Source organism: Micrococcus sp. KBS0714 (assembly GCF_002008305.4).
GTDB classification, from domain to species: domain Bacteria; phylum Actinomycetota; class Actinomycetes; order Actinomycetales; family Micrococcaceae; genus Micrococcus; species Micrococcus luteus.
This window is the reverse complement of record NZ_CP042169.1, coordinates 2,228,664-2,254,790: the sequence shown is the minus strand read 5'-3', so window position 1 is coordinate 2,254,790 and position 26,127 is coordinate 2,228,664. Positions and strand designations below refer to the sequence as shown.

General features: G+C 72.0%; 21 protein-coding genes. 14 read left to right on the top strand and 7 right to left on the bottom strand.

Annotated elements, in window-relative coordinates:
• The first annotated feature begins 113 nt into the window (after window positions 1–113).
• From B1A86_RS10245 to B1A86_RS10235, 3 genes are read left to right on the top strand one after another with little or no spacing between them, the layout of a single operon-like run.
• Entirely contained in the window at window positions 114–779 is a 666-nt protein-coding gene (locus B1A86_RS10245) for a biotin transporter BioY (protein WP_078025619.1), read from the top strand.
• Complete coding sequence (locus tag B1A86_RS10240; RefSeq protein ID WP_078025620.1) at window positions 776–1,537, top strand: energy-coupling factor ABC transporter ATP-binding protein; 762 nt, start codon at window positions 776–778, stop codon at window positions 1,535–1,537. Before B1A86_RS10245 ends, B1A86_RS10240 begins: the two co-directional genes overlap by 4 nt.
• Window positions 1,537–2,172: an energy-coupling factor transporter transmembrane protein EcfT gene (locus B1A86_RS10235; RefSeq protein ID WP_078025621.1), complete on the top strand. Its 636-nt coding sequence runs from the start codon at window positions 1,537–1,539 to the stop codon at window positions 2,170–2,172. The genes B1A86_RS10240 and B1A86_RS10235 overlap by 1 nt, the downstream gene beginning before the upstream one ends.
• A 35-nt stretch (window positions 2,173–2,207) precedes the next feature.
• Here the strand turns inward: B1A86_RS10235 and B1A86_RS10230 are convergent, their stop codons facing one another.
• Complete coding sequence (locus B1A86_RS10230; RefSeq protein WP_078025622.1) at window positions 2,208–2,660, bottom strand: acyl-CoA thioesterase; 453 nt, start codon at window positions 2,658–2,660, stop codon at window positions 2,208–2,210.
• Window positions 2,661–3,285: 625 nt separating this feature from the next.
• Between B1A86_RS10230 and B1A86_RS11580 the strand changes: the two genes are divergently transcribed.
• Window positions 3,286–3,441: a hypothetical protein gene (locus B1A86_RS11580; RefSeq protein ID WP_158184835.1), complete on the top strand. Its 156-nt coding sequence runs from the start codon at window positions 3,286–3,288 to the stop codon at window positions 3,439–3,441.
• A 7-nt stretch (window positions 3,442–3,448) separates the two neighbouring features.
• Here B1A86_RS11580 and B1A86_RS10225 read toward each other — a convergent pair whose 3' ends face one another.
• The 3 genes from B1A86_RS10225 to B1A86_RS10215 all read right to left on the bottom strand — a co-directional run bounded on the left by B1A86_RS10225 (window position 3,449) and on the right by B1A86_RS10215 (window position 7,499).
• A complete protein-coding gene (locus tag B1A86_RS10225) occupies window positions 3,449–5,980 on the bottom strand; it encodes an HAD-IC family P-type ATPase (RefSeq protein WP_078025624.1) in 2,532 nt (843 codons plus the stop codon).
• A gap of 93 nt (window positions 5,981–6,073) precedes the next feature.
• The gene (locus B1A86_RS10220) at window positions 6,074–6,640 is read right to left on the bottom strand and encodes a DinB family protein (protein ID WP_010080071.1); all 567 of its coding nucleotides are present in this window, start codon (window positions 6,638–6,640) and stop codon (window positions 6,074–6,076) included.
• Window positions 6,641–6,893: 253 nt separating this feature from the next.
• On the bottom strand, window positions 6,894–7,499 hold the full coding sequence (locus B1A86_RS10215) for a TetR/AcrR family transcriptional regulator (protein WP_044658732.1): 606 nt from the start codon (window positions 7,497–7,499) through the stop codon (window positions 6,894–6,896).
• Window positions 7,500–7,717: 218 nt separating this feature from the next.
• Here B1A86_RS10215 and B1A86_RS10210 point away from each other — a divergent pair, with 218 nt between their 5' ends.
• The 10 genes from B1A86_RS10210 to B1A86_RS10160 all read left to right on the top strand — a co-directional run bounded on the left by B1A86_RS10210 (window position 7,718) and on the right by B1A86_RS10160 (window position 21,835).
• On the top strand, window positions 7,718–9,400 hold the full coding sequence (locus tag B1A86_RS10210) for a long-chain-fatty-acid--CoA ligase (RefSeq protein WP_036336655.1): 1,683 nt from the start codon (window positions 7,718–7,720) through the stop codon (window positions 9,398–9,400).
• Window positions 9,401–9,445: 45 nt separating this feature from the next.
• A complete protein-coding gene (locus B1A86_RS10205; protein ID WP_078025625.1) occupies window positions 9,446–10,660 on the top strand; it encodes an acetyl-CoA C-acetyltransferase in 1,215 nt (404 codons plus the stop codon).
• A 46-nt stretch (window positions 10,661–10,706) separates the two neighbouring features.
• Entirely contained in the window at window positions 10,707–12,884 is a 2,178-nt protein-coding gene (locus B1A86_RS10200) for a 3-hydroxyacyl-CoA dehydrogenase NAD-binding domain-containing protein (RefSeq protein ID WP_078025626.1), read from the top strand.
• A complete protein-coding gene (locus B1A86_RS10195) occupies window positions 12,881–13,732 on the top strand; it encodes a CoA transferase (RefSeq protein WP_041104686.1) in 852 nt (283 codons plus the stop codon). The genes B1A86_RS10200 and B1A86_RS10195 overlap by 4 nt, the downstream gene beginning before the upstream one ends.
• Before the next feature lie 47 nt (window positions 13,733–13,779).
• The gene (locus tag B1A86_RS10190) at window positions 13,780–14,961 is read left to right on the top strand and encodes an acyl-CoA dehydrogenase family protein (RefSeq protein WP_041104687.1); all 1,182 of its coding nucleotides are present in this window, start codon (window positions 13,780–13,782) and stop codon (window positions 14,959–14,961) included.
• A 39-nt stretch (window positions 14,962–15,000) separates the two neighbouring features.
• Window positions 15,001–16,605, top strand: coding sequence for a long-chain fatty acid--CoA ligase (locus B1A86_RS10180; RefSeq protein WP_246836823.1), 1,605 nt, complete (start codon window positions 15,001–15,003; stop codon window positions 16,603–16,605).
• Between the two features lie 83 nt (window positions 16,606–16,688).
• Window positions 16,689–17,687 (top strand): LD-carboxypeptidase, encoded by a 999-nt coding sequence (locus B1A86_RS10175; RefSeq protein WP_316242181.1) that lies wholly within the window; start codon window positions 16,689–16,691, stop codon window positions 17,685–17,687.
• A gap of 314 nt (window positions 17,688–18,001) precedes the next feature.
• Window positions 18,002–18,934 (top strand): HNH endonuclease, encoded by a 933-nt coding sequence (locus tag B1A86_RS10170; protein WP_036336667.1) that lies wholly within the window; start codon window positions 18,002–18,004, stop codon window positions 18,932–18,934.
• A 228-nt stretch (window positions 18,935–19,162) separates the two neighbouring features.
• A complete protein-coding gene (locus B1A86_RS10165) occupies window positions 19,163–20,638 on the top strand; it encodes an aldehyde dehydrogenase family protein (protein ID WP_036336669.1) in 1,476 nt (491 codons plus the stop codon).
• 261 nt (window positions 20,639–20,899) lie between these two features.
• Window positions 20,900–21,835 carry a hypothetical protein gene (locus tag B1A86_RS10160; protein WP_078025628.1) on the top strand — a complete coding sequence of 312 codons (936 nt, stop codon included), beginning with the start codon at window positions 20,900–20,902 and terminating at the stop codon, window positions 21,833–21,835.
• Window positions 21,836–21,955: 120 nt separating this feature from the next.
• Here B1A86_RS10160 and B1A86_RS10155 read toward each other — a convergent pair whose 3' ends face one another.
• From B1A86_RS10155 to B1A86_RS10145, 3 genes are all read right to left on the bottom strand, one after another.
• Entirely contained in the window at window positions 21,956–23,512 is a 1,557-nt protein-coding gene (locus tag B1A86_RS10155) for a DUF1846 domain-containing protein (RefSeq protein WP_036336671.1), read from the bottom strand.
• Between the two features lie 67 nt (window positions 23,513–23,579).
• Window positions 23,580–24,992 carry a Na+/H+ antiporter NhaC gene (gene nhaC, locus B1A86_RS10150; protein WP_036336673.1) on the bottom strand — a complete coding sequence of 471 codons (1,413 nt, stop codon included), beginning with the start codon at window positions 24,990–24,992 and terminating at the stop codon, window positions 23,580–23,582.
• A 97-nt stretch (window positions 24,993–25,089) separates the two neighbouring features.
• Complete coding sequence (locus B1A86_RS10145; RefSeq protein WP_036313894.1) at window positions 25,090–26,112, bottom strand: MBL fold metallo-hydrolase; 1,023 nt, start codon at window positions 26,110–26,112, stop codon at window positions 25,090–25,092.
• Between the last annotated feature and the right edge of the window lie 15 nt (window positions 26,113–26,127).

The following is a 26,127-nucleotide window of genomic DNA, read 5'->3' as shown; positions in this document are numbered from 1 at the left end:
TCCGCCCCTGCAGTAGACTCCTGAACACTGTTCAACTCGTCGGGCACTCGCCATGCGCCCAGCGCCTCGGCTGAGCGCCCCCTCGCACTCGCTTCCGCACCAGGAGTCCCTCCATGAGCACTTCCGTGCCCTCGTCCCACGACGGCCACGTCCGCCCCGCGGCCACCACGACGGCGGACCGCCCCACCGACGCCGGCCGCCCCCGTCGCGGTTCCGCCGGCGGCAGCCTTGCACGCATCGCCGTCATGACCGCGCTGATGGCCGTCCTCGGTCTGGTGCCGCCGATCGCCGTCGCCGGTGTGCCCGCCCCGATCGTGCTGCAGAACATCGCCGTGATCCTGGCCGGTGTGATCCTCGGCCCGTGGCGCGGGGCCGCCTCGATGGCGCTGTTCGCCGGCCTCGTGGCGCTCGGCCTGCCGCTGCTCAGCGGCGGCCGCGGCGGCCTGGGCGTGTTCGCCGGCCCGACGGCCGGCTTCATCCTCGGCTGGATCCCGTCCGCGCTGATCGTCGGCCTGATCTTCTGGGCCCTCACCTCCCGGGCACGTCCCGGCCTCGACGCCGGACGGGTCGCGCTCGGTGCGGCCGTCGCCGGACTGATCGGCGGCGTCGTGATGGTCTACTTCTTCGGCGTGCTCGGCTTCGTCGGGATCGCCGGGATGGAGTTCGGCGCCGCCGTCCTCTCCATGGCCCCGTTCGTGCCCGGTGACCTGATCAAGCTCGTCGTGTCCGTCATCCTCATCGTCGGCCTGTGGAAGGCCTACCCCCGCGCCTTCCGATGAGCCCGGACCGTTCCGTCACCCTCACGGGCGTCCGCGTCGAGGCCGACGGCCCCGAGGGCGCCGTCGTGCTCCTCGACGGTGTGGACCTTACCCTCGCCGCCCCACGCGTGGCGGTGATCGGGGAGAACGGCTCCGGCAAGTCCACGCTGGCCCGCGCGATCGCCGGGCTGGCCGACGTCGTCGCCGGGGAGGTGACCGTGCACGGGGTGGACGCCGTCCGGGACGTGAAGGCGCTGCGCCGCACCGTCGGCTTCGTGTTCGCGAACCCGGCCGCGCAGATGGTCATGCCCACCGTCCGGGAGGACGTGGAGCTGACCGTGAAGTCGCTCAGGGACGACGCCGGCCGCCGCCTGACCAAGGACGACGTCGCCGCGCGCGTGGCCGCGGCGCTTCAGGAGCACCGGCTCACCGCGCTCGCGGACCGGGCGTGCCTGTCCCTGTCCTCGGGACAGGCGCAGCGGCTGGCGATGTGCTCGGTGATGACCGCCGGGCCGTCCCTGGTGATCGCCGACGAGCCGACCTCCCTGCTGGACGGCCGGCACCGGCGGATCGTGGCCGACCGGCTGCTGGCCGCCGACCCCTCGGCCCCGGACGGGTTCCAGCTGCTGCTGGTGACCCACGACCTCGAGCTGGCCCGTGCGTGCGACGAGGCCGTGTGGATCCACAGCGGCCGTGTGGAGCGGACCGGCCCGGCCGAGGAGGTGGTCGAGGCGTACGAGCGCTTCCTGGACCACGCCGTGGCGGCGGAGCTGCGCTGATGCTCTCCCTGTACATCCACGGCGACTCGCCCCTGCACCACGCCCGCGCCGGCCTCAAGACGGGCCTGTTCGCGGTGTGGGTGCTGGCCCTGACCCTGCTGCCGCTGTCCCGGTGGACGGCGGGCGCCGCCGTCGTGGGTGCCGTGACCGCGTATCTCGTGGGCTTCGGGCTGCGGCGCGGGGCGGCGATGATCGCCTCCGACCTGCACGCTCTGTGGCTGTTCTACGTGGTCCTGTTCGCGGCGCAGTGGATCTTCACCGACGCGTTCGCCGCCGGGCTCATGGTGGCGCGCGTGCTCGGGCTCGTGCTCACCGCGCAGGTGTTGACGCGCACCACCCGGATCGCGGACATGGCCGGGGTGGCCGAGGCGATGCTGCGGCCGGTCGAGCGGATCCCGTGGGCGGGGCCACGCCTGGCGCGGGCGGGGTTCCGCGCCGACCGCGTGGGCCTGGCGATGGGCCTGGTGCTCTCCTCGATCGGCCACCTGCGCGCCCTGGCCGAGCAGATCCGGCATGCGCAGGCCGCCCGCGGGGTGCGGATGGCGCCGTGGGCCTGGGCGCTGCCGCTGCTGGTGCTCAGCTTCAAGCACGCCGACGACGTCGGGGACGCCCTGGCCGCCCGCGGCATCGACTAGAGCCGCCCGGCCTCCCGCGTGGGGTGGCGGCCGGTTCAGAGGGGGTTGTCCAGGGGCAGACGGTCGCGGTCGTAGGTGATCTCGGTGAAGCCGTGGGGCACGGGCTTGCCGTCCTCACCCAGGGACACGAACACGATCTTGTCGATGGTCAGGATCATCTCGCCGGTCACGATGTTCCGCACCTTCGCCCGCATGGTCAGGGACGTGCGCCCGAACTCGGTGGCGCGCAGGCCCATCTCGATCATGTCGCCCTGCTTCGCCGAGGCCAGGAAGTTGATCTCCGAGATCAGCTTCGTCACGCACCGCGGATTGCCCAGCTGCAGGGTCGCGTAGATGGCCGCCTCCTCGTCGACCCAGCGCAGCAGCGAGCCGCCGAAGAGGGTGTTGTTCGCGTTGAGGTCCTCCGGCTTGACCCACTTGCGGGTGCGGAAGTTGACGTCGTTGTGGGCGGCGCGGTCGGCCGAACGGGTGAAGAGCGTGGAGTCCATGGCTCCACGGTAGAGCGACGGCGACGCCGGCACGAGGGAGGGCGCCCGATGCGCAGACGTGCTCGACCGGGCCGTAGGGTCGCCGGGAGGGATCCGCAACGGACCACACAGGAAGGACCCGACCGATGACCATCCGCCCCCACTCCGACCCCGCCACACCCGACGCCACCTGGCGCGATGTGCCGGTGGTCGGCTTCACGGTCGCCGCCGGCATCGCCGTCCTGTTCTGCCTGGTCTGGCTGCTCCGGGATGGGCTCACCACCGACTACACGTGGGGGCTGCTGCTGGCCCCGGTGCTCATGGGTGTGGCCGGGGTGGCGGTGATGGTCCTCTGGGAGCGGCTCCTCGCCCGCGTCCCGCGGCTGGCCGCCACGCTGGTCGCCGCCGTCACCCTCCTGGCCTTCGGGCTGGTGCTCGCCTGGTGGCTCGTCGAGGTGAACGCACAGACGCACCTGTTCACCGGGAGCACGTTCTGGCTGCTCGCCGTCGCCCCGGTCTGCGCGGGCCTCGCCTGGCTCGCACACCGGCTGCTCCCGGCGGCCCGCCGGCCCGTGGGGGAGCCCCCCGCCGCCCTCGACGACGACGCCTGGGCCCGCCGCCCCGCCGGCGGGCCTGGGCGGTCACCGTGCTCGTGCTGCTCATCCTGGCCACCCGTCTCCCGGGCGTGGTGGCCGGGGAGCGGCTCAGCGTGTGGGACGTCGCGTACCTGCTGCTCGCCGTCGTCGTGCTGGTGTCGGAGTGGCGCGACTACCGGGCCGCCGTGCGTCGCGCCCGCCGCTGAGGGGGTCTCAGGCCCCCGCGGCGGCCAGCATCCTCGCCACGTGGCGGCGGTGCACCTGGTGGATCAGCTCGATCAGCCCGCACCCGACGGCCGCGATCACCAGCGCGGCCACGAGCACGTCCGTGGGCGGGACCTCCATCTGGTGGTACCAGCGGGAGACCGGCACCAGCACGACGGCGGCCAGCACCGCGTACATCGCCAGGATGAGGACCACCACGCGCGCGCTCAGCGGGCGGGACATCACGCTGAGCACCCACAGGCCCACCAGGGTCAGGGTGATCATGAACGCGGCCTGCTGGCGGGCCAGGTCGACGTCGCCGGCGGTGAGGCGCACGTACGTCTGCAAGGCCACCATGGACAGCAGGATCACCGCGCCGGAGGGGATCGCGAACCGCAGCGCCCGCCCCAGGAAGCCGGGCACGTAGCGGCGCGGGTTCGGCAGCAGGGCGAGGAAGAACGTGGGCGCGCCGATCATGATGAAGTCCACCGTGGACGCCTGCCGCGGCAGCAGCGGGAACTGCCACGCGAACAGGGAGAACACCACGCCGAACAGCAGCGCGTACGTCGTCTTCGTCAGGTAGATGTGGGCGAGCCGCTCCATGTTCGCGATCACCTGGCGGCCCTCGCCGAGCACGCGCGGCAGGCGGTCGAAGCGCCCGTCCAGCAGCACCATCCGGGACACCGCCTTGGTGGCCGGGGCCGCGTTGCCCATGGCGATGCCCAGGTCCGCGGTCTTCAGGGCCAGGGCGTCGTTCACGCCGTCGCCGGTCATGGCCACCACGTGCCCGCGGGACTGCAGCGCCTGGACCATCGCCTTCTTCTGGTCCGGGCTGACGCGGCCGAACACGCTGTGCTCCTCCATCACGTCCGCGAGGGCGTCGGGATCGTCCGGCAGGGTGCGCCCGTCGTAGGCCTGGCCCGCCACCTCGAGGCCCACCTCGCGGGCCACCGCGGCCACGGTGCGCGGGCTGTCCCCGGAGATCACCACGGCCCGCACGCCCTGCGCGTGGAAGTAGCCGAGGGTCTCGGCGGCGTCCGGGCGCACGTTCTCGCGGAACGTCACGACGGCGACCGGGACGCCTCCGGCGGGCAACGCATCCCCGATCAGGGGCTCGTCCGTGCGGGCCAGCAGCAGCACGCGGCGGCCGGCGTCCGCGTCGGCGTGGACCTGGGCGCGGACGGCCTCGGCGGCGTCGGGGCCCAGGAGCCGCTCGTCCACGAGGGCCTCGGGCGCACCGAGCAGCCACGTGCCGGCCGCGGCCCCGGCCTCCGGGCCGAACGCGACCGCCGACCACCGGCGCGCGGAGGAGAACGCCACCTGGGCCGCGGGGTCCACCGCCGGGACGGCCGTGAAGGGCTCGCGCAGGGCCGCCGCGGTGGGGTTCACGTCCGGGTCCGCGCCGAACCAGGCGAGCACGGCCCGAGCCCCGTCGCCGACCTCGGCCGGGGCGCCGTCGTCGTGGGCGTCCGGGGACGCGTCCGCCGAGGCGGGCGCGGCGAGCCGGTCGAACCGGACGCCGCCCTCGGTGAGGGTGCCGGTCTTGTCCAGGCAGACGGTGTCCACGCGGGCCAAGACCTCCACGGCGGGCTGCTCCTGGATGAGGACCTCCTGCTGGGCCAGCTTGAGCGCGGAGACGGCGAACGCGATGGTCGTCATGAGCGCCAGGCCCTGCGGGATCATGCTGGTCACCGCCGCCACGGACGCGATCAGCGCGGGCTCCAGGGCGGCCTCGCGCGGCTGGGAGAGGGCGAGGGACCAGCCGCCGACCGCCGTCATCTGGCCGTGCACGATGACCGCGATGATCGGCACCAGGGCGATCGTCAGCCAGCGGGCCACCTTCTCCAGGGCGCCGCGCAGCTCCGAGTGGATGGCGGAGTAGCGGCGGGCCTCGGCGCTCAGCCGGGCCGCGTGCGAGGCCGAGCCCACCGCCGTCGCGCGCACCAGGCCCGCGCCGGCCACGACGGCCGAGCCCGAGAGCACGGCGTCCCCGGGGGTCTTGGGCACGGGGTCGTTCTCGCCGGTGAGCAGCGCCTCGTCCATGTCCAGGCCGTCCGAGACGAGGACCTCGCCGTCCACGGGCACCTGGTCGCCGCGGCGCAGCACCACGACGTCGTCCCGCACGATCTGCGCCATCGGCAGGGGCACGCGCGCCCCGTCCCGGATGACGAGGACGTCGTCCTGGTGCAGCAGCGCGATCCGGTCCAGCTTCCGCTTGGCCGAGTACTCCTGGACCACGCCGATCACCACGTTGGCCACGGCCGCCAGCGAGAACAGCAGGTCCAGCCAGCGGCCCATCAGGATCACGACGACGGCGCACAGCGCGATCGCCAGGTTGAACAGCGTGAACACGTGCACGCGCAGGATCTGCCCCAGCGAGCGGGACGTGTCCCGCGACTGGACGTTGACCAGGCCCGCGGCCTCCCGCTCGGCGACCTCGGAGGCGGTGAGCCCGGTGATCCCCTCCACCCCGGTGAACCCCAGGCCCGTCCCGCTCTCGGGGGCGGACGGGTGCGCGGACGCAGGGGAGGGGGAGGCCATGGCACAGAATCTACCCAGCCGGCGCGGGGCCGGGCATCCGACGAGGGGATGAACCCGGGTGCGACCGCAGGCGGGACTGCGGGTGGGGCGGGCTCACTCGCCGGTCTGGCCGTCGATCCCCTCGCGCAGCAGGTCGGCGTGGCCGGCGTGGCGGCCGTACTCCTCGATCATGTGGGTGAGGATCCACCGCAGCGAGACCGGGTCCCGCCCCTCCCGGATCCGGTGGGCGCGGGCCAGGGCCGCGGCGCCGTCGTCGCCGTCCGCCGCGAGCAGGTCCACCACGATCTGCCGGGACCGCTCCACCTGGCCCTGCCAGAGGGCGCGCAGGTCCGCCGCGGAGTCCTGCGCCGCGCTGTGCCAGTCCCAGTCGGGGTCGGCGTCGAAGTCCGCTCCCACCCAGGGCGCCGAGGTGGGCTCGCCGAGGGCGACGGCCTCGAACCACCAGAACTCGACGAACGCGAGGTGCTTGAGCAGGCCGCCGAGCGTCATCGCGGACGGGTGCCCCGGCAGCCGGCGGTGCAGCGCCGCCGTGTCCAGGTCCGCCGTCTTCCACTCGATCGTGGCGCGCAGGAAGTCGAGGAAGCCCAGCAGGGTGGCAGCCTCGCCCGCGGCGAAGGGCGGCTCGGGGCGGCCCTGGTCGTCGTAGAACACGGTGGTCATGGCGGCCAGGCTACGCCCCACCCGCGTTGTCGTTCGGGAAACGGCGCGTGCGGGGGCGGGTGAGCTGGCGGACCTGGAACGCGTGCGGTCGCTCCGAGCCTGAAAAGTGCGCTCATACCGACCGCAGGCGTTCCCGGAAGGGGCGGGCCGGCGTCGTGGCCACCCAGGAGGACCCGGAGGAGCTCGTCGGGGTCAGCGAGGACTGGGCGGCGCAGGCGTACGCGGACGCCGCCGCGGTGGGCGGCGATCCTGCTCACCGCGGCGGATCCACCACGAGCCGCACCCGCGGGCTCGCCTGTTCGGCGGCGCCCTCCTGGGTCTCGGCGATCCGGCGCCAGATGCGGTCCGCCGACGGGTCGACCATCAGGTGCCCCATCTGCCGGATGACGGTGCCGAACACGGACGTCGGCATGCTGCGCCGCGGGGCGAAGCCGGACCGGCGCAGGCGCTCGGTCTGTTCCGTGGTCAGGTCCACGAGGCGCTCCAGCAGGGACTCGGTCTCCCCGCCGGCCTCCAGCAGCGAGCGGCGCACGTAGGCCCCCACCACCGGGTGGTCGGCCAGCAGGTCCGCGAACGCCGCGTCGCGGGCCGCGGACACCTCCTGTGGGGTGCCCACGAGCGGGACCTCGTCGAGGGTCGCGGCGATCAGGCGCAGCACGTCGTCGTCGACGGCGCGGGTCAGCCCCGCCTTGCTGCCGAAGTGGTGCCGCACCAGCCCGGGGGCGACGCCGGCCCGTTGCGCTATCTCGCGGACGCTGGCCATCTCGACCCCCCGCTCGGCATACAGCTCGAGGGCCGCCAGGCGCAGGCGCGCGGGGGAGGAGAGATCGTCCTGATCGAAGGGCAGGGGGGTGTTCATCGGGTCCTCGGGGCTGGGTCGGCGGATGGGATGGCCCGTGGTCGGGAGATGAGGATGCGGGGGCTCGCTGAACCCTACGGCAGGGATCGAAACGCCCCCCGCACCCTTCTTGCACGCTAGTGCAACATCGTGCTTGAGTGTGCAACATCAGCTCAGTGAGGCATGTCACAGACGACTGCCGCCCGCCTCCGCGACCACCACACCTCCCAGGGGGACCCATGCAGACCACCGACACCGTCCTCGGCACCCCGTCCACCATGGGCGACGACGAGCAGCTCACCACCACTCGCCTCCTGCGGGACGCCGCCCGGACCTTCGGGGATCAGCAGATCATCCACACCCGCGGCGGCGGCTCCCGGTGGCAGACCACCACCTACGCGGCCGTGTGGGAGCGGGTGCGCCGCATCGCCGCGGCCCTGCGCGCCGAGGGCGTCGGGCCGGGGGACCGGGTCGGCCTGCTGCTGTGGAACGACGTCCGCCACCTCGAGTCCTACTTCTCCGTCCCGCTGCTGGGCGCGACCATGGTGCAGCTCAACCTGCGCCTGGCGCCCACGGACCTGGCCTACGTGATCACCCACGCGCAGGTGGGGACGATCGTCGTGGACGAGACCCTCCTGGAGCTCGCCGCCGCGCTCGAACCGCACCTGCCCGACGGCGTCCGCTGGATCGTGGCCGGCGACGGTGAGCTCCCCGCCGACTGGGCCGGTCGCGACGACGTCCTCTCCTACGAGGCCCTCCTCGACGGGCACGAGCCGCTCGAGACAGGGGGCCTGCCGAACGTGAGCGAGCGCTCCGCCTCCGGCGCCTGCTACACCACGGGCACCACCGGCCGCCCCAAGGGCGTCTTCTACTCGCACCGTGCCACCTGGCTGCACGCGCACGCCGTGGTGTCCACCCTGGGCATGACCATGGCGGACACCGCCCTGCTGCTGACCCCCATGTTCCACGCGCAGTGCTGGGGCCTGCCGTTCGCCGCCGTCGCCGTGGGCGCGCGCCTGGTGCTGCCGGGCCGGTTCAACCTCACGGACACCCCGTGGCTGACCTCCACCCTCGTGGACCACGGCGTCACCGTGGCCCCGGCAGCCCCCGCGATCCTCATGCCGATGCTCCACCACCTCCGCACCCTCGAGACGCCCCCACGGATGGACGGCGTGCGCCTGCTGTGCGGCGCGACGGAGCCCCCCGTGGCCATGATGCGCGGCTTCGACGAGCTCACCGGCGCGGAGGTCATCCACGCCTACGGCGCCACGGAGACCTCGCCCATCGTCTCCCTCAACCGCATGAAGCCGAGCCTCATGGACACCCTCTCCGAGGATGAGCGGTGGAACCTCAAGCGGTTCCAGGGCCTCGTCGTCGTCGGGGTGGACGTGAAGATCACCGACCCCCTGGGCGAGCTGCTGCCGCCCGGCGAGGAGAACGTGGGCGAGATCCGCCTGCGCGGGCCCTGGGTGACCACCTCCTACGCAGACAACGCCGAGGCCACCGAGGCCGGCTTCGACGACGAGGGCTACTGGCGCTCCGGGGACCTGGGCTACCTCTCCCCGGAGGGCTACCTCAAGGTCACCGACCGCCTGAAGGACGTGGTCAAGTCCGGTGGCGAGTGGATCTCCTCGATCGACCTGGAGAACCACATCATGACCGTCCCCGGGGTCCGCGACGCCGCCGTGATCGGTGTCCCCCACCCCCAGTGGGAGGAGCGCCCCCTGGCCCTCGTGGTGCGGGACGAGGACTCCGACGTCGACCAGGACGCCGTCCTCGCCGCACTCGCCGAGCGCTTCGCCACCTGGCAGCTGCCCGACGAGGTCCGCTTCGTGACGGAGATCGATCGGACCGGCGTCGGGAAGGTCAACAAGCGCAAGCTGCGCGCCGACTACGCCGACGCCCTCACCTCCGGCCGCTGACCGGCCCGCCCCCTCCCCAGACCCACCCCGACCCCAGGAGACCCCGTGACCCAGGACGCCTTCCTCTACGACGCCCTCCGCACACCGCGCGGTGCCGGCAAGCCCTCCGGCTCCCTCCACGAGGTCAAGCCGATCGACCTCGTCGTCGGCCTGACCCACGCCCTGCGCGACCGCCATGAGGGGCTCGACCCCGCCGACATCGAGGACATGATCCTCGGCTGCGTCAGCCCGGTGGGCGACCAGGGCGCGGTCCTGCCCCGGGTGGCCGCCCTCAAGGCGGGCCTGCCGCAGACCGTGGCCGGCGTGCAGCTGAACCGGTTCTGCGCCTCCGGGCTCGAGGCCATGAACCAGGCCGCCGCCCGCATCCGCTCCGGCTGGGAGTCTCTGCTCGTGGCCGGCGGCGTGGAGTCCATGTCCCGCGTGCCCATGGGCTCCGACGGCGGCGCGTGGGCCATGGACCCGGCCACCTCCCTGGCCACCGACTTCGTCCCGCAGGGCGTCTCCGCGGACCTGATCGCCACCCGTGAGGGATTCAGCCGCGCAGAGCTGGACCGCTTCGCCGCGCAGAGCCACCGCCGTGCTGCGGCGGCGTGGCAGGAGGGCCGGTTCGCCCGCTCCGTGGTCCCGGTGACGGACATGAACGGGATGACCGTGCTGGACCGGGACGAGACCATCCGCCCCGACTCGTCCGTGGAGACCCTGGCCACGCTCAAGCCCTCCTTCGAGGCGCTGGGCCGGGAGGCGGGCTTCGACGCCGTGGCGCTGGAGAAGTACAGCTCGCTGGCGGGGATCGAGCACCTGCACCACCCCGGCAACTCCTCGGGCATCGTCGACGGCGCCGCGCTGACGCTGATCGGCTCCGAGGAGGCCGGCCGGCGGGCCGGGATGAGTCCGCGGGCCCGGATCGTCTCCGCCGCCGTCGTCGGCTCCGAGCCCACCATCATGCTCACCGGCCCCACCCCGGCGTGCCGCAAGGCCCTCGAGGTGGCCGGCATGACCGCCGCGGACATCGACCTCGTGGAGATCAACGAGGCGTTCGCGGCCGTGCCGCTGCTGCTGATGAAGGAGATGGGCTGGACCGAGGAGCAGACCAACGTCAACGGCGGCGCGATCGCCATGGGCCACCCCCTGGGGGCCACCGGCGCCATGATCCTCGGCACCCTCGTGGACGAACTCGAGCGGCGCGACCTGCGGACCGGCATCGCCACGCTCTGCATCGGCGCCGGCATGGGCGTCGCCACGATCGTCGAGCGCGTCTGAGCGCCCCACCCACCCGACCGACCAGCACGGCAGGAAGAGCACCGGCATGAGTGAGCACATGATCACCTGGGACCAGGACGCCGACGGCGTCGTCACGCTGACCATGGACGACCCGCAGGCGCGGGTCAACACGATGAACGAGCGGTACCAGGACGCGATGGACGCCGTCGTGGACCGCCTGGAGGCGGAGCGGGACACGGTGACCGGCGTCGTCCTGACCAGCGCGAAGAAGACCTTCTTCGCCGGCGGCGACCTGGACTCCCTGGCCCAGGCCGGCCCCGAGGACGTGGAGTCCGTGTTCGCGCTGACGCAGCGGGTCAAGGGCCAGCTGCGCCGCCTCGAGACCCTCGGCCGCCCCGTGGTCGCCGCGATCAACGGCACGGCGCTCGGCGGCGGCCTGGAGATCGCCCTGGCCTGCCACCGGCGCATCGCCGTGGACGACCCGGGGCTGAAGGTCGGCCTCCCGGAGGTCACCCTGGGCCTGCTGCCCGGAGGCGGCGGCATCACCCGCCTGGTGCGCATGGTGGGCGTGGAGCGCGCCCTGATGGAGTGGCTGCTGCAGGGCACCGCCCGCGACGCCCGGGCCGCGATGGAGAAGGGGATCATCGACGAGGTCGTGACCGACCCCGCGGACCTGGTGCCCGCCGCCAAGCGCTGGATCCTGGAGCACCGCGACGACGCCGACGCCGCCGCGAAGCCCTGGGACGTCAAGGGCTTCAGGATCCCCGGCGGCACCCCCGCCCAGGCCTCCTTCGCCTCCCGCCTGCCCGCGTTCGCCGCCACCCTGCGCCGGCAGCTCCACGGCGCGGACCTGCCCGCCCCGAAGGCGATCCTCAGCGCCGCGGTGGAGGGCTCGCAGGTGGACTTTGACACCGCCTCGCGCATCGAGACCCGGTACTTCGTGTCCCTCGTGACGGGCCACACCTCCTCCGCCATGATCCAGGCGTTCCACTCGGACATGCAGGCGCTGCGCTCCGGCGCGGCCCTGGGCGGTCCCTCCCGCGAGCGCAGCACGATCACCACGGCGGCGGTGCTGGGCGCCGGGATGATGGGCGTGGGCATCGCCCACGCGCTCGCGCTCAACGGCGTGGACGTGATGCTCAAGGACGTCAGCCTGGAGGCCGCCGAGCGCGGCCGTGAGCGGGTGGGCGCCCTCCTCGAGGGGCGCGTGGCGAAGGGGCGCATGAGCCGTGAGGACGCCGACGCCGTCCTGGCCCGCGTGCAGCCCACCGAGGACTATCAGGACCTCGCGCACGTGGACGCGGTGATCGAGGCCGTGTTCGAGGACGTCGAGCTCAAGGACTCGGTGTTCGCCGAGGTGGAGAAGGTGGTCGGCCCGGACACCCTGCTGTGCAGCAACACCTCCACGCTGCCGATCACCCTGCTGCAGGGCCCGCGGGAGCGCTCCCAGGACTTCATCGGCCTGCACTTCTTCTCCCCGGTGGACCGGATGAAGCTCGTGGAGATCATCCGTGGTGAGCAGACCTCCCAGCGCACGGTGGAGCGTGCCTACGACCTGGTGCAGCAGATCCGCAAGCTGCCCATCCTGGTCAACGACGGGCGCGGCTTCTACACCTCCCGCGTCTACGGCACGCTCGTGCTCGAGGCCGCGGCCCTCGTGGAGGAGGGCGTGGACGCGCAGCGGATCGAGCGGGCGGCCCGCCACGCCGGCTTCCCGGCCTCCCCGCTGGCCATGATGGACGAGGTCTCCCTGACCCTGATCCAGCACATCCGCCGCGAGGAGGAGAAGGCCGTCGCCGAGGCCGGCGGTGAGCGTCCGGTGCGTCCGGGCGAGCGCGTGGTGGAGCGCATGGTGGACGAGTTCGGCCGCCCGGGCCGCGCTCAGGGCGCCGGCTTCTACGAGTACCCGGAGGAGGGCCCCAAGCACCTGTGGCCGGGCCTGGCCGAGCACTTCGCCACCGGGGCGGACGTGCCCGAGCAGGACCTGCAGGACCGCCTGCTGTACCGCATGGCCATCGAGACGGCCCGCTGCTTCGACGACGGCGTCCTCACCGACGCCCCCTCGGCGAACCTCGGCGGCGTGTTCGGCATCGGCTTCCCGCCGCACACCGGTGGGCCCGTGACGTTCATGACGCATCGCGAGGGCGGACCGGCCGCGTTCGTGGCCCGCGCCGATGAGCTGGCCGACCGCTACGGCGAGCGGTTCCGTCCCGGCGACACCCTCCGGCAGCGGGCCGAGCGAGGCGAGGGGCCGGGCCGATGAGCGCCGCACCGCTGGCCGGAGTGCGCGTGGTGACCATCGCCCTGAACCTGCCCGGGCCTGCCGCCGCGGCCCGCCTGCAGGAGCTGGGCGCCGACGTCGTCACGGTGCTCCCGCCCAGCGGGGACCCCGTGGCCACCCTGGTGCCGGCCCTCTACGAGGAGCTGCACCGCGGGCAGTCGGTGCGCACGGTGGACATGAAGTCCCAGGCCGGGGTCGCCGAGATGGAGCAGATCCTGGCCGAGGCGGACGTGTTCCTCACCTCCCACCGCTCCGGGGCGCTGCGCCGGTTGGGCCTGGACGCCGACGCCGTCCGCGCCCGCCACCGGCGGATCTGCCAGGTGGACATCACCGGATACGCCGGGGACCGCACGGACGTGCCGGGCCACGACATCAACTACCAGGCCGCGGCGGGCCTGCTGGCGCCGGGGGCTCCGCCGCGGATCCTCGCGGCGGATCTGCACGGTGCCGAGCGGGCCGTCTCCACCGCGCTGGCCCTGCTGTGGGCCCGCGGCGCGGACGGGGACGGCGGGCACGCCACGGTGGCGCTCGCCGAGGCCGCGCACGCCCTGGCCCTGCCCAACCGGCACCGCATGACGGACCCGCGCAGCCCCCTGGGCGGGGCCCTGCCCCACTACGGGGTGTATCCGGCGGCCGAGGGCCACGTGGCCGTCGGGGCGCTCGAGCCGCACTTCGCGGCCGCGCTCGTCGAGGGCCTCGGGCTGGACGCGGACGGGGACGTCCGCGCGCAGCTCACCGAGGCCCTCTCCCGGCACGACGCCGCCCACTGGCAGGCATGGGGGGAGAAGCGGGGCATCCCGCTCACCGCCCTGGTCAGCCCCACCGCCTGACCCCCACGACTCAGCACCACCCACGAACGACCCCGAGGAGCACCCCCATGACCACCAAGGATTCCCGCACCCGCTCGCTGATCGACGTCGACGTCCTCGAGTACCACCGCCTCCTGACGCCCGAGCAGCAGGAGAAGCTCGGGGAGATCCGCGCCGCCCTGGCGGAGATCGTGACCCCGCACGTGGCGGAGGCCTGGAGTCGGGACGAGTTCCCGCACGAGATCGCCCGCCGCGTCGGGGAGCTGGGCTACAACCACATCAGCGGCATGACCGAGGACCCGCTGTTCCGCGGGCACCTGATGGCCGAGCTGGCCCGCGCGGACATCTCCCTCAGCGTGTACTTCGCCCTGCACAACGACCTCGTCGGGGCCACCCTGGAGGCCCTGGGCTCGGAGGAGCAGAAGCAGACGTGGCTGCCGGGCCTGTACGCGATGGAGTACACCGGCTGCTTCGCGCTGACCGAGCCGGAGCACGGCTCCGACGTCGCCGGCGGCATGGCCACCACGGCCCGCCGAGAGGGGGACGAGTGGGTGATCAACGGGGCCAAGCGGTGGATCGGCAACGGCACCATGTCCCGCATCGCGATCGTGTGGGCCCGGGACGAGGAGGACGACCAGGTCAAGGGCTTCATCGTGGAGACCGACACCCCCGGCTACGAGGCCACCAAGATCGAGCACAAGACCGCGGTGAAGATCGTCCAGAACGCGGACATCACCTTCACGGACGTGCGCATCCCGGCGGAGAACAAGCTGGAGAAGGCCAACACCTTCGCGGACACCAACGTGATCCTGCTGGGCTCCCGCAACGGCCTGGGCTGGCAGGCCGTGGGCGCGCAGCAGGGCATCCTCGACGCCGCCCGCCGCTACGCGCTGGAGCGCACCCAGTTCGGCCGCCCGATCGCCGGGCATCAGCTGGTGCAGTCCCTGCTCGTGCAGATCGCGGCCAACCTGGCGGCCACCCTGGGCATGGCGCACCGGGCGGTGCAGCTCGAGGCCGCCGGCGAGGTGTCCATGACGCAGGCCTCCCTGGTGAAGCTGAAGACCTCCCAGATGTGCCGCGAGTCGGCCGCGCTGGGCCGGCAGATGATGGGCGGCAACGGCATCCTCGCCGACGTCGGGCTCGGTCGGTTCTTCTGCGACGTCGAGGCGATCTTCACGTACGAGGGCACCTACGAGGTGAACTCGCTGATCGTGGGCCGCGGCCTCACCGGACACTCCGCCTTCCTCTGACCCCCCTCCGACGACCGCCCCACCAGATCAGGAGCCACCGTGACGACCTCCGAGACCACCTCCGAGACCACCTCCGAGACCCCCGACACCTCCGCGACCACCCACGGCCGGCCCACCGAGCGCCGGGGTCATGTGGCCGAGCTGCTCTCGGCCACCGTGGCCCGGCAGCCGGATGCCGTGGCCCTGCGGATCGGTGAGGCCCGCATGACCTACCGCGAACTGGACCAGGTCACGGCCGCGACGGCCGGCTGGCTGCGCCACCGCGGGGTGGGCCCGGGGGACCGGGTGGCCGTGATGCTGCCCAACGTCCCGGCCTTCGTGGCGGTCTACGAGGCGCTCATGCGTCTGGGCGCGGTGATGGTGCCGCTCAACCCGCTGTTCACCGCCCGTGAGCTGGGGTACTTCCTCGAGGACTCCGGGGCGCGCATGCTCTGGGCCATGCCCGGGCTGCCAGCCGTGGACGAGGTGGCCGGGAACGTCGACGTCGAGGTGGTCACCCTGGACCTGGAGGCGGTCGGGCGGGAGTGCGCCGCCGAGGGCATCGCCCCGGTCACGGAGATCACCCCGCGGGACCCCGACGACGACGCCGTCCTGCTCTACACCTCGGGCACCACGGGGCGGCCCAAGGGTGCCCGGCTGACGCACACGAACCTGCGTTCCAACGCCATGGCGACGGCGACCGGCCTGGGCCGGCTCGGCCCGGACGACGTCGTGTTCGCGGCGCTGCCGATGTTCCATGTGTTCGGGCTGTCGGTGGTGCTCAACGGCGCGGTGTTCGCCGGGTCCACCCTGTCCCTGATGCCGCGGTTCGTGCCGGAGGCCGCCTACGACCAGCTGCAGGACCACGGCATCACGTTCCTGCCCGGCGTGCCCACCATGCACGGGGCGTTCCTCTCCGTGGCCCGGGCCCGCCGTGAGGCCGGGGCCGAGCCGGCGGACTTCTCGCGGCTGCGCATGCCCCTCTCCGGCGGTGCGAGCCTGCCGGTGGAGACGCTGCGCGCGGCGGAGAAGCTGTTCGGCGTGCCCGTGTTGGAGGGCTACGGGCTGTCCGAGAACGCGGGTGCGTGCTTCTTCAACCCCGTGGACGCGCCGACCCGCCCGGGCACCGTGGGCCGGCCGGTGGACGGCTTCGAGTTCCGGATCGTCGCGATGGACGGCACCGAGGTGCCCGAGGAGGACCTCGAGACCTCCGGTGAGCTGCGCATCCGGGGCGAGGGCATCATGGCCGGCTACTGGGGCCGCCCGGAGGACACGGAGGCGGCGTTCGACGAGGACGGCTGGTTCCGCACCGGGGACATCGCCCGCCGGGACGAGGCCGGGTACGTGATGATCGTGGACCGGCTCAAGGACGTGATCATCCGCGGCGGCATGAACGTGTACCCCCGTGAGGTGGAGGAGGTCCTCTACGAGCATCCGGACGTGGTCGAGGCCGCCGTGGTGGGTGTGCCGGACGAGCGGCTGGGCGAGGAGATCGCCGCCTTCGTCTCGCTGGCCCCGGGCAGCACCGCCACGGGGGAGGAGCTCCAGGCGTTCGCGGCCGAACGTCTGGCCCGCTACAAGCAGCCGCGGGAGGTGACCATCATGGACGGGCTGCCCAAGAACGCCACGGGCAAGATCCTGCGGCGCGAGCTGCGTCAGGGGTGAGGGGCGCCGGGCGGTCTGGGCGCAGGTCGTCTGGTCTGAGTGAGAGGAACGACGGACAGGTGGCCTCTCGCTACGCTCCCGCGGTGCACGAGCAGGCGATGCGCCGCCTGGCCGAGGTGACCGGACTGGTGCCGGTCGAGTACCCCACCACCCGGCAGCTCGGGGCGAGTCCCGAGAGCCGAGCGCGGGACCTGAACGCGGCGTTCGCGGACCCGCAGATCCGGGCGGTGATCGCCACGGTCGGCGGGGAGGACCAGATCACCGTGATCGGCCACCTGGACGCGGACGCCGTGCGCGCGGACCCCAAGCCGTTCCTCGGCTACAGCGACAACACCAACCTGCACCAGTGGCTGTGGGCGAACGGCGTGGCGAGCTTCTACGGCGGCTCCACCCAGGTGCACCTGGGGCCGGGGCCGGCTGTGGATGAGGTGCACGCCGCGTCCCTGCGGGCCGCCCTGCTGACGGGAGGGCGGCTGGAGATCACGGAGCCGGGGGAGTCGGAGGATCACGGCGTCGACTGGCTGGACCCGCGGGCGCTCACCGAGTTCGGGACGCGCGAGCCGGTGCCGGGCCCGCACGACGACGGCGCGCGCGGCGTCGGCGCGGGCGCCTCACCGTGGCGCTGGGCCGGGCCGCGGCGCGCCGTGACCGGCCGGACGTGGGGCGGCTGCCTCGAGGTGCTGCCGTGGGTGATGGCGGCCGGCCGCGGGCCTGCGGACATGGCGGTGCTCGAGGGTGGTGTGCTGCTCATCGAGACCAGTGAGGAGCTGCCGAGCGCCGGCGAGGTGCGGCGGCTGCTGCGGATCCTGGGGGAGAGCGGCGTGCTCGGCGCCGTGGACGCCGTGCTGGCGGCTCGCCCGCCGACGAGATCCTTCGAGGTGCCGCGCGGTGCGGAGGAGCGGGCGCGGCGGCGCGCGGAGCAGGCCGATGTGGTGCTGGAGGAGGTCGGGCGCTACAACCCGGACGCGGTGGTGTGCGTGGGCGTCCCGTTCGGCCACACCCGGCCGCAGTGGGTACTGCCGCACGGCGGGGTGATGACCGTGGACGGAGCGGAGCGGCGGGTGTGGGCGGAGTACTGCTGAGAACAGGCACCGCGACCCAACACCCAGAAAGATGCACATCACAGCCAGGCCCGCGAGCCCGGCGCGCCACGCCCCGTGCCCACCATGGGCATGGACCTCAGCTCTGCGCTGGACGGCGTTTCCGTCCTGACCATCACCCTGAACCTGCCCGGCCCAGCGCCGTCGTCGGGCTGCCGACCCGGCACGGCCTGCTCGAGCCCGACACCATCCTCGGCAGCGTGGCCCGGTGCGGCCAAGCCCGATGCGGGGCCGTGCTTGGTACGGTGCGACATAGACGGCGTCCGCGTCTGAGGCGCTCGCGAGCAAGGACCCCCATGAGTGAACCGATAGGGCTGCGTGACGCTGCCATTGAGTGGCTGAAGATGCGTTCGCTCGATGGCCAGGTACCGCTCACCCGGGAGGACATCGGTGACTTCCGGTGGAACGGGGAGCCGTTCCCGCTGATCTCTACGCAGAACGGAATCCGCAAGCCGGCAGGGTTTGATGCCGCGCTTTCCTTTTACACGGTGTATCGCCCAAAGGGTCATGCCCGTCCCTACGAGGATGAAATCGGCGACGACGGCCTCATGCGCTACAAGTGGCAGGGCACGAATCCCCGTCTCCCAGCGAACCAGGGGCTCTTCCGGGCATACGAGCGCGGCCTCCCGCTGATCTGGTTCGTTGGCGTGGGCATGAGTCCGGCACGGTTTCAAGTGGTGGCTCCGGTCTATGTTGTAGGACGCGAGGATGAGCGACACCAAATCGTCTTTGCGCCGATGGAGCCGGAGGACTATTCGCCGGAACTCATGCATGAGTCTGTTCTGGAGGCGTCTCTCAAGCGGTACCTGAGGCGGGAGGTCAAGATCCGCGTTCACCAGCCGCATTTCCGTTCCACCGTGCTGGCCGCCTACGACAACCACTGCGCGGTCTGCAATTTTGCGCATCCGGAATTGCTGGACGCTGCTCACATTGTTCCGGATCGTGAGGTGCATGGTCTGCCGACCGTTGTCAATGGCCTTGCCATGTGCAGGATCCACCACGGTGCTTTCGACAATCACTTCTTGGGCATCACACCTGACTTCACCGTGGAGATCCGACAAGATCTCTTGGACGAGGTAGATGGGCCGATGCTGCGGCACGGACTTCAGGACCTCCACGGGCGAAAACTCATGAAGCTGCCCACGCGGCGGGCGGACCGCCCATGCCGTGAGAATCTCGCGTGGGCATACGAGCGCTTCCGGGAGGCCACCGTTGCCGATGTCGCCTGATGCGGCTCGGCCGTCGTGATGGTCCGCGGGCTGTGACGTGCCGGGGATGGGGAGCAACCATGACGGCGACGAAGATGCGTCGGGGAGAGCCCGTTGCGGTGACGGCACCCGGGGGCTCGAGCTTGTCCCTTCTCTCCTCAGTGGCCCCAAGGTCTCGCCAAGCCCCCCACCCATGCGGGTGAACTGGGTGTTCCAGTCCCGAACTCCCCGTTGAGAGAGGAGCACCTCATGACCCCCACGACCTCCACCCCCGCCACGTTCCACGACACCCGTGTGGACCAGCAGTTCATCGCCGGCCAGTGGCGCGACGGCGCCTCCGGTGACCGCGCGTCGGACATCAACCCCTACACCGACGACGTCGTCGCCGAGTTCGCCCTCGCCACCGCGGAGGACCTCGACGAGGCCTACCGCGCCGCCGCCGCGGCCCAGGAGGAGTGGGCCGCCATGCCGCCGAAGGACCGGGCCGCCGTCCTGCGTCGTGCGGCCGAGATCCTCGAAGAGCGCCGCGACGAGGTCATCGACTGGCTCGTGAAGGAGGCCGGCTCCACCCGCATCAAGGCGGACTCCGAGGTCAGCCTCGCGATCGCCATCACCCAGGAGGCAGCGAGCTTCCCCACCCGAGTGCACGGGAAGATCTTCGATTCCAACACGCCGAACCGCGAGACGCGGGTGTACCGCAAGCCGATCGGCGTCGTCGGGGTCATCTCACCGTGGAACTTCCCGCTCCACCTGTCCCAGCGCTCCGTGGCTCCCGCGCTCGCGCTGGGCAACGCGGTGGTCCTCAAGCCCGCGTCGGACACCGCGGTCACGGGCGGAACCCTGATCGCCCGCGTCTTCGAGGAGGCAGGACTGCCCGCCGGCGTGCTGTCCGTTGTGGTGGGTTCCGGCTCCGAGATCGGTGACGCCTTCGTCACCCACCCCGTGCCGCGCCTGATCTCCTTCACCGGCTCCACCGTCGTGGGCAAACAGGTGGCCGCGAACGCCGTCACCGGGGACACCATCAAGAAGGTGGCGCTCGAGCTCGGCGGGAACGCGCCGCTCGTGGTGCTCGACGACGCCGACCTCGACGCAGCGGTCGACCAGGCCGTGCTCGGCGGCTACCTCCACTCCGGGCAGATCTGCATGTCGGTGCAGCGCGTGATCGTGGACGAGTCCGTCTACGACGAGTTCCTGCCCAAGTACGAGGGCGCGGTGAAGGCGCTCAAGGTCGGCGACCCTGCTGAGGAGGGCGTCCTGGTGGGGCCGATCATCAACGACTCCCAGGTCGAGAGCCTCAGGAAGAAGATCGCGTCGGCGGAGGCGGACGGTGCCCGGGCACTCGTGGGCGGCGAGATCCAGGGCCGTGTGGTGCCGCCTTTCGTCTGGGTGGACGCCACGGCCGACATGGACATCGCGCGTGAGGAGATCTTCGGCCCCATGACGGTGGTGCTCAAGGCCCATGACGAAGCCCATGCGCTCGAGCTGGCCAACGACCACGAGTACGGCCTCTCCTCGGCCGTCTTCACGCAGGATCTGGACCGCGGGCTGCGCTTCGCGAACGGACTGGCGGCGGGCATGAGCTTCATCAACGAGATGACCGTGCAGGACGAGGCGCACGTGGCCTTCGGTGGCGCCCGGAACTCCGGTCTGGGGCGGTTCAACGGCGAGTGGGCCCTGGAGGAGTTCACCACCGACCACACCATCGGCGTGACGCGGGTGGGCTGACCCAGACCGGCTACGCGCAGACCCCCTGCTGAGTGACGAGCCCTGCGATATGGCCCCTAAAACCCGCTGGCAGGGGCCATATCGCAGGGCTCGTCACCGGGGGTGGGTGGGGGCGGTGCTGGACGGTCTCCTGCACAGGTGCGTGTGGCCGGGCCGTGGTCCACAGGTCGGACTCCGCGCGCCCCGATCGCCCACGCGGAGCACCAGCGTGGTCGCATGCCGCGACCCCTCGCTCCTCTCGCCACATCCCTTCCTACGATTTTGACCGTCCCGGAGGGACGAGAGGCCGGCCTGAGCCGCGCCCGGCTCCGCGCACCGGACCTGGTCGCGATCGGCCACGGCCTGCGCATGAGCCGGGATGTCGAGGCCACGTGGACGGACTATCTGCGCGCCGTCCAGTCGCTGAACCCCTCGGGGGTGTTCTCCCACGCCACGGCCGCGCGGATCTGGGGGATGTGGATCCCGGGCCGGCTGCTCGAGGATCCGCGGGTCCATCTCGCGAAGGAGCGCGGCCACGGAGGACGGACGAGTCGGTCGGGCCTGGTCATGCACCAGCTCCAGCCGGACGCACCCGTGATCGAGTACCGGGGTCTGCGTCTGACCGCCCCCGCCTGGACTTGGGTGGACCTCGCCCATCACCTCTCTGTCGAGGACCTCGTGGTCGCTGGGGACAGCCTGCTGCCGTCACCGCACGGGGCGGAGGCGCGCCGTCTCGGTCACCTGCCTCCCCGGGCCACCACGGTGGACGAGATGCGGCGTCTCGCGCACGCACGGAAGAACGTCCGCGGCATCGTGCGGGCCCGCGCCGTGCTGGACCTGTTGCGCACGGGCGCGGATTCTCCGCCGGAGTCGCGGCTACGGCATCGGCTCCACGAGGCGGGATTCCCCGAGCCTCAGGTGAATCCCCCGATCCGCTTGAGCTCCGGGGAGACGGTCCGCGTGGACCTGGCCTGGGAAGAACTGCGGCTGTGCCTCGAGTTCGACGGCGACCAGCACCGTACGGATCGGGCTCAGTGGCAGCGGGATCGGGCGCGCAGGCGCGGTCTCGAAGCCGACGACTGGGCCGTCACCTGGGTCGCGGGCGAGGTCTTCACACGCGGTGGCCGGCCCCGCTTCGTCGGGGACCTGTCCCGCCTCATGCGTCGCCAGGCCACCCGTCGCGGCGCGGTGCTGCCGCCGGGACTGCCGGGGGAGTGAGGCGGCGGCGCGCGCCGGCGTCGTGGTCTGCCTTCACGGGACGATGAGCCCTGCGATATGGCCCCTATAACGCCCCGGAAGGGGCCATATCGCAAGGCTCGTCGCAAGAACCGCCTCGCCTCAGCGCTTCCGGTACAGCCCCTTCTTCTGGAACTTCGGCTCGCTCGTCACGAGCATCCCCAGGGACCGGAAGATGCCCTCGTCCACGGAGCCGAGGATCGTCGTCGTGTGCACGTCGCAGCCCTCGAGGCTCGCCAGCTGCTCGACGGCCGCCCTCGCGTTCGCGTCGGTCGCCGCGGACACGGACAGCGCGATCAGCACCTCGTCCGTGTGCAGCCGCGGGTTCTTGGAGCCCAGGTGCACGGTCTTGAGCGTCTGGATCGGCTCGATCGAGGCGGGGGAGAGCAGGTGCACGTCGTCCTCGATGCCGGCCAGCACCTTGAGGGCGTTGAGCAGCACCGCGGCGGAGCAGCCCAGCAGCTCCGAGGTCTTGCCGGTCACCAGGGTGCCGTCCGCCAGCTGCACGGCCGCGCCGGGCTCACCGGTGCGCTCGGCCACCAGCTGCGCGGCACCCACCACCGGGCGGTCCTCCGAGCTCAGGCCCAGCTTGGACATCACCAGGGCCACGCGCTCGGACTCGGTGTCGTCCGCGCCCTCCAGGGCCTCGTTGACCTGGGCCTTGTAGTAGCGCCGGATGATCTCCTGCTTCGCGGCCTCCTGGCACACCTCGTCGTCCACGATCGCCGCGCCGGCCATGTTCACGCCCATGTCCGTGGGGGACTTGTACGGGGTGGTGCCCGTGACCTTCTCCAGCAGCGCGGACAGCAGCGGGAACACCTCGACGTCGCGGTTGTAGCTCGTCACCCGCTCGCCGTACTCGGCCAGGTGGAACGGGTCGATCAGGTTGATGTCGTCCAGGTCCACGGTGGCGGCCTCGTAGGCGGCGTTCACCGGGTGCTCGAGCGGCAGGTTCCAGATGGGGAACGTCTCGAACTTCGCGTAGCCGGCCGGGATGCCCCGCTGCCGGTCGTTGTACACCTGGCTCAGGCACGTCGCCAGCTTGCCGGAGCCCGGGCCGGGGGCCGTCACGACGACGAGGTCCCGCGTGGTCTCGGACCACTCGTTGGCGCCGAAGCCCTGCTCCGAGACGATCGTGGACATGGCGTGCGGGTAGCCGGGGATCACGCGGTGGCGGGCCACCTTCAGGCCGAGGCGCTCGAGCTTCTCGAGGAACGCCAGCGCGCGGTGGTTGGCGTCCTCCAGCTGCGTGACCACCACGTGCTCCACCAGGAACCCGCGCTCCCGGAACACGTCCACGAGGCGCAGGACGTCGTCCTCGTACGTGATGCCCAGGTCCGCGCGGACCTTGTTCCGCTCGAGGTCCTTGGCGTTGAAGCACACCAGGATCTCGGTCTCGTCCTTGATGCGGTCGAGCATCGCGATCTTGTTGTCCGGGGTGAAGCCGGGCAGGACGCGGGAGGCGTGCAGGTCGTCGAAGAGCTTGCCGCCCATCTCCAGGTACAGCTTCCCGCCGATCTGGCGGCGGCGTTCCTGGATGTGCTGGGACTGGAGCTCGATGTACTTCGCGCGGTCGAACCCGACGCGGTGGAGGGGGCCGGAGGCCGCGGCCTCCGTGGTGGTGCTGGCGGGGCGGGCGGTCTCATGCGTGCCGGTCATGGACTCTCAGCATAGACCCGTCCGCGGGGTGCGCGTGCGCGGCCCGGCGTCGGGCCCACCGCATCCCTCAGTCCCGCTGGTCCTCCGGGTCGACCTCGGCCGGTGTGATCCGCTTGATGCTGAGGCCGGTGTAGCCGTACAGCACGTTGAGGGCCGGCACGATGAACGCGAAGAGGATCCAGGGGATGAACTCCATCGGCTCGAGGCCGAACACTCCGGCGGCGAAGACGGCCGGCACACCCCAGGGCACCAGGTTGATGCCCACCGTCCCGGCGGCTTCGACGACGCGGGAGAGATTCAGGGGGGAGAGCCCCATGCGGCGATACGCGTCGACCATGCCCCGGGCAGGGAGGATCACCGCCAGGAACTGGGCGCCGGTGGAGAACCCGACCAGGAACGAGGCCATGACGGTCGCCGCGATGAGGGAGCCCGTCCGTCGGATCCGGCGCACCAGCGGATCGATGAGGGCGCGGAAGACCCCGGTCCGTTCCAGGAGGCCGCCCAGGGCGGTGGCGACGATGACGAGGCCGATGGTCATGAACATCGAGGCCACCCCGCCGTTGGTGAGGAGGCTGTCCACGGACTCCTGGCCGGTGGTGGAGGTGTAGCCGGTCGTGGCGTCCTTCAGGACGGCGCCCACCGGGCGGCCCTGGACGAGCACCCCTGAGAGCCCGCCCAGCGCTGCGACGAGGACGAGGGCGGGGATCGCCGGGACCCGCAGGGCGATGATGACCAGGGTGGCGAGCACGACGAGGAGCAGGGCCGGGTGGATGGTGAACTGGCCGCTGAGACCCGCCTGGATCGTGTCCCGTGCGGCCGTGTCGACGTCGCCGCCGGGAGATACCCGAAGGCCGATGAACCAGAAGAGGCCGGCGCTCAGGACCAGGCCGGGGATCGTGTCCCACAGCATGTGGCGGATGTGGTCGAAGAGCCCCTCGCCCACCATCGCCGGCGCGACGTTGGTCGTGTCGGACAGAGGGGAGAGCTTGTCGCCGAAGAACGCGCCCGAGATGACGGCGCCGGCGACGATCGGAAGCGGGACGCCCATGCCCCCTCCGATGGCCATGAACGCGAGGCCGACCGTTGCGATGGACGTGAACGAGCTGCCGAGGACCAGGGAGATGAAGGCCGTGACGAGGCAGGCCATCGGGAGGAAGAACGTGGGGTTGATGAACTCGAGGCCGTAGTGGATGAGCGTGGGGATGACGCCGCCGCTGATCCACGTCCCTATGATCATGCCGATGATGAGGAGGATGAAGACGGCCGGCATTGCGCGGCTCACGCCGTCGGTCATGGCGGCCTCCATGTCCTTCCAGCTGTGACCTGTGAGTCTGCCGATGACGGCCGCGACCACGATCCCCGCGACGATCGGGAGGATCATCCCGATCTTCCAGGAAAGCGTCGACGCGCTCGCCAGGGCGATGAGGGCGAGGAGCGGGAGCAGGGCCACCAGAGGGTGCGGGTCGCGGGGGACGGGCATGGGCCTGTCCCCTCTCCGGGTGGAGCCCCTCGTGTGGGGCGTGGCAGTGCGGGTGTCGGTCGACATGGGGCCTCCTGTGGATGCGACGGCGCGAGACTCAGCGGGATGCGAGGGGGATGACCTGGAGGTCTGAGGGGACCGTGCTGCTGAAGGGGTGGTGGCCCTCGAGCTGCCGGCCCAGCGAGGCGCCGGACGTGCCGGGGACGAGGTGGTGCAGAGCGAGGGAGCCGACCGCGGCGTCGTCAGCGATCCTGAGCGCGTCGGCGACCGACGTGTGGGCGCGTTCGTGATGGCTGCGGATGGCGTGGGCCTGGGGGCTCTCCGGGTCGGGGAACTTCGCCACGAGCCAGTCCAAGTCGATGGCCTCGTGGAGGAGCAGGGACGCTCGGTCGGCGAGACGGCGCATGTTGTCGGTCGCGGCGGTGTCACCGGAGACCACGACGGACCCCTCGTCGGTGTCGAAGCGGTAGCCGTAGGCCGGTGCGACGGGAGGGTGTTCGACCAGGATCGCCGAGACGCGCACCCGGGAGTCCTCGAAGACGACGAAGGGGTCCATCGCCGGGGGCTGCTCGGCATCCGGGTCGAAGGCGATGTTCGAGGGCAGGACGATGTCGTGGGCGTGGATGCGGTCCAGCGGTGAGGGCCGCAGGCTGTCGAGGATGCGTTCGTTGAGGTCGGTCGCGTGCGCGGCGACGATCCGCCGGAGGGTCTCCGCGGTCCCCGGGGTCGGGTCGTGGGGGGTGAGCGGCGTCGGGGCCGCCGTCGTGTGGGGACTGGTCGGATAGAGCGCCCCGCGGTCTCCGGGCCCGATCAGGCGGATGGCGTCCCGGTCGTCTTGCGTGATCTCGAAGGTGCTGAACAGTGCGATGGCGGTGAGGTCGACGATGTGGTCGGAGTGGAGATGGGTGAGGAAGACGGCTTCCACGTCGTCGAGCCCGTATCCCGCCCGCACCAGCTGACGACCGGCGCCGTAGCCGCAGTCGATGAGGTAAACCGCCCCGCCGACCACGACGGCCGTGGAGATGCCGGCGCGGGGCGTCCCTCCGCCGTGGCGCCACCAGCGCGGGCCTCCGGCGGTGCCGAGGGTGATCACCTGTGTTCCGCGCAGTCCTGTCGACATGTCCTTGTCCTTCAC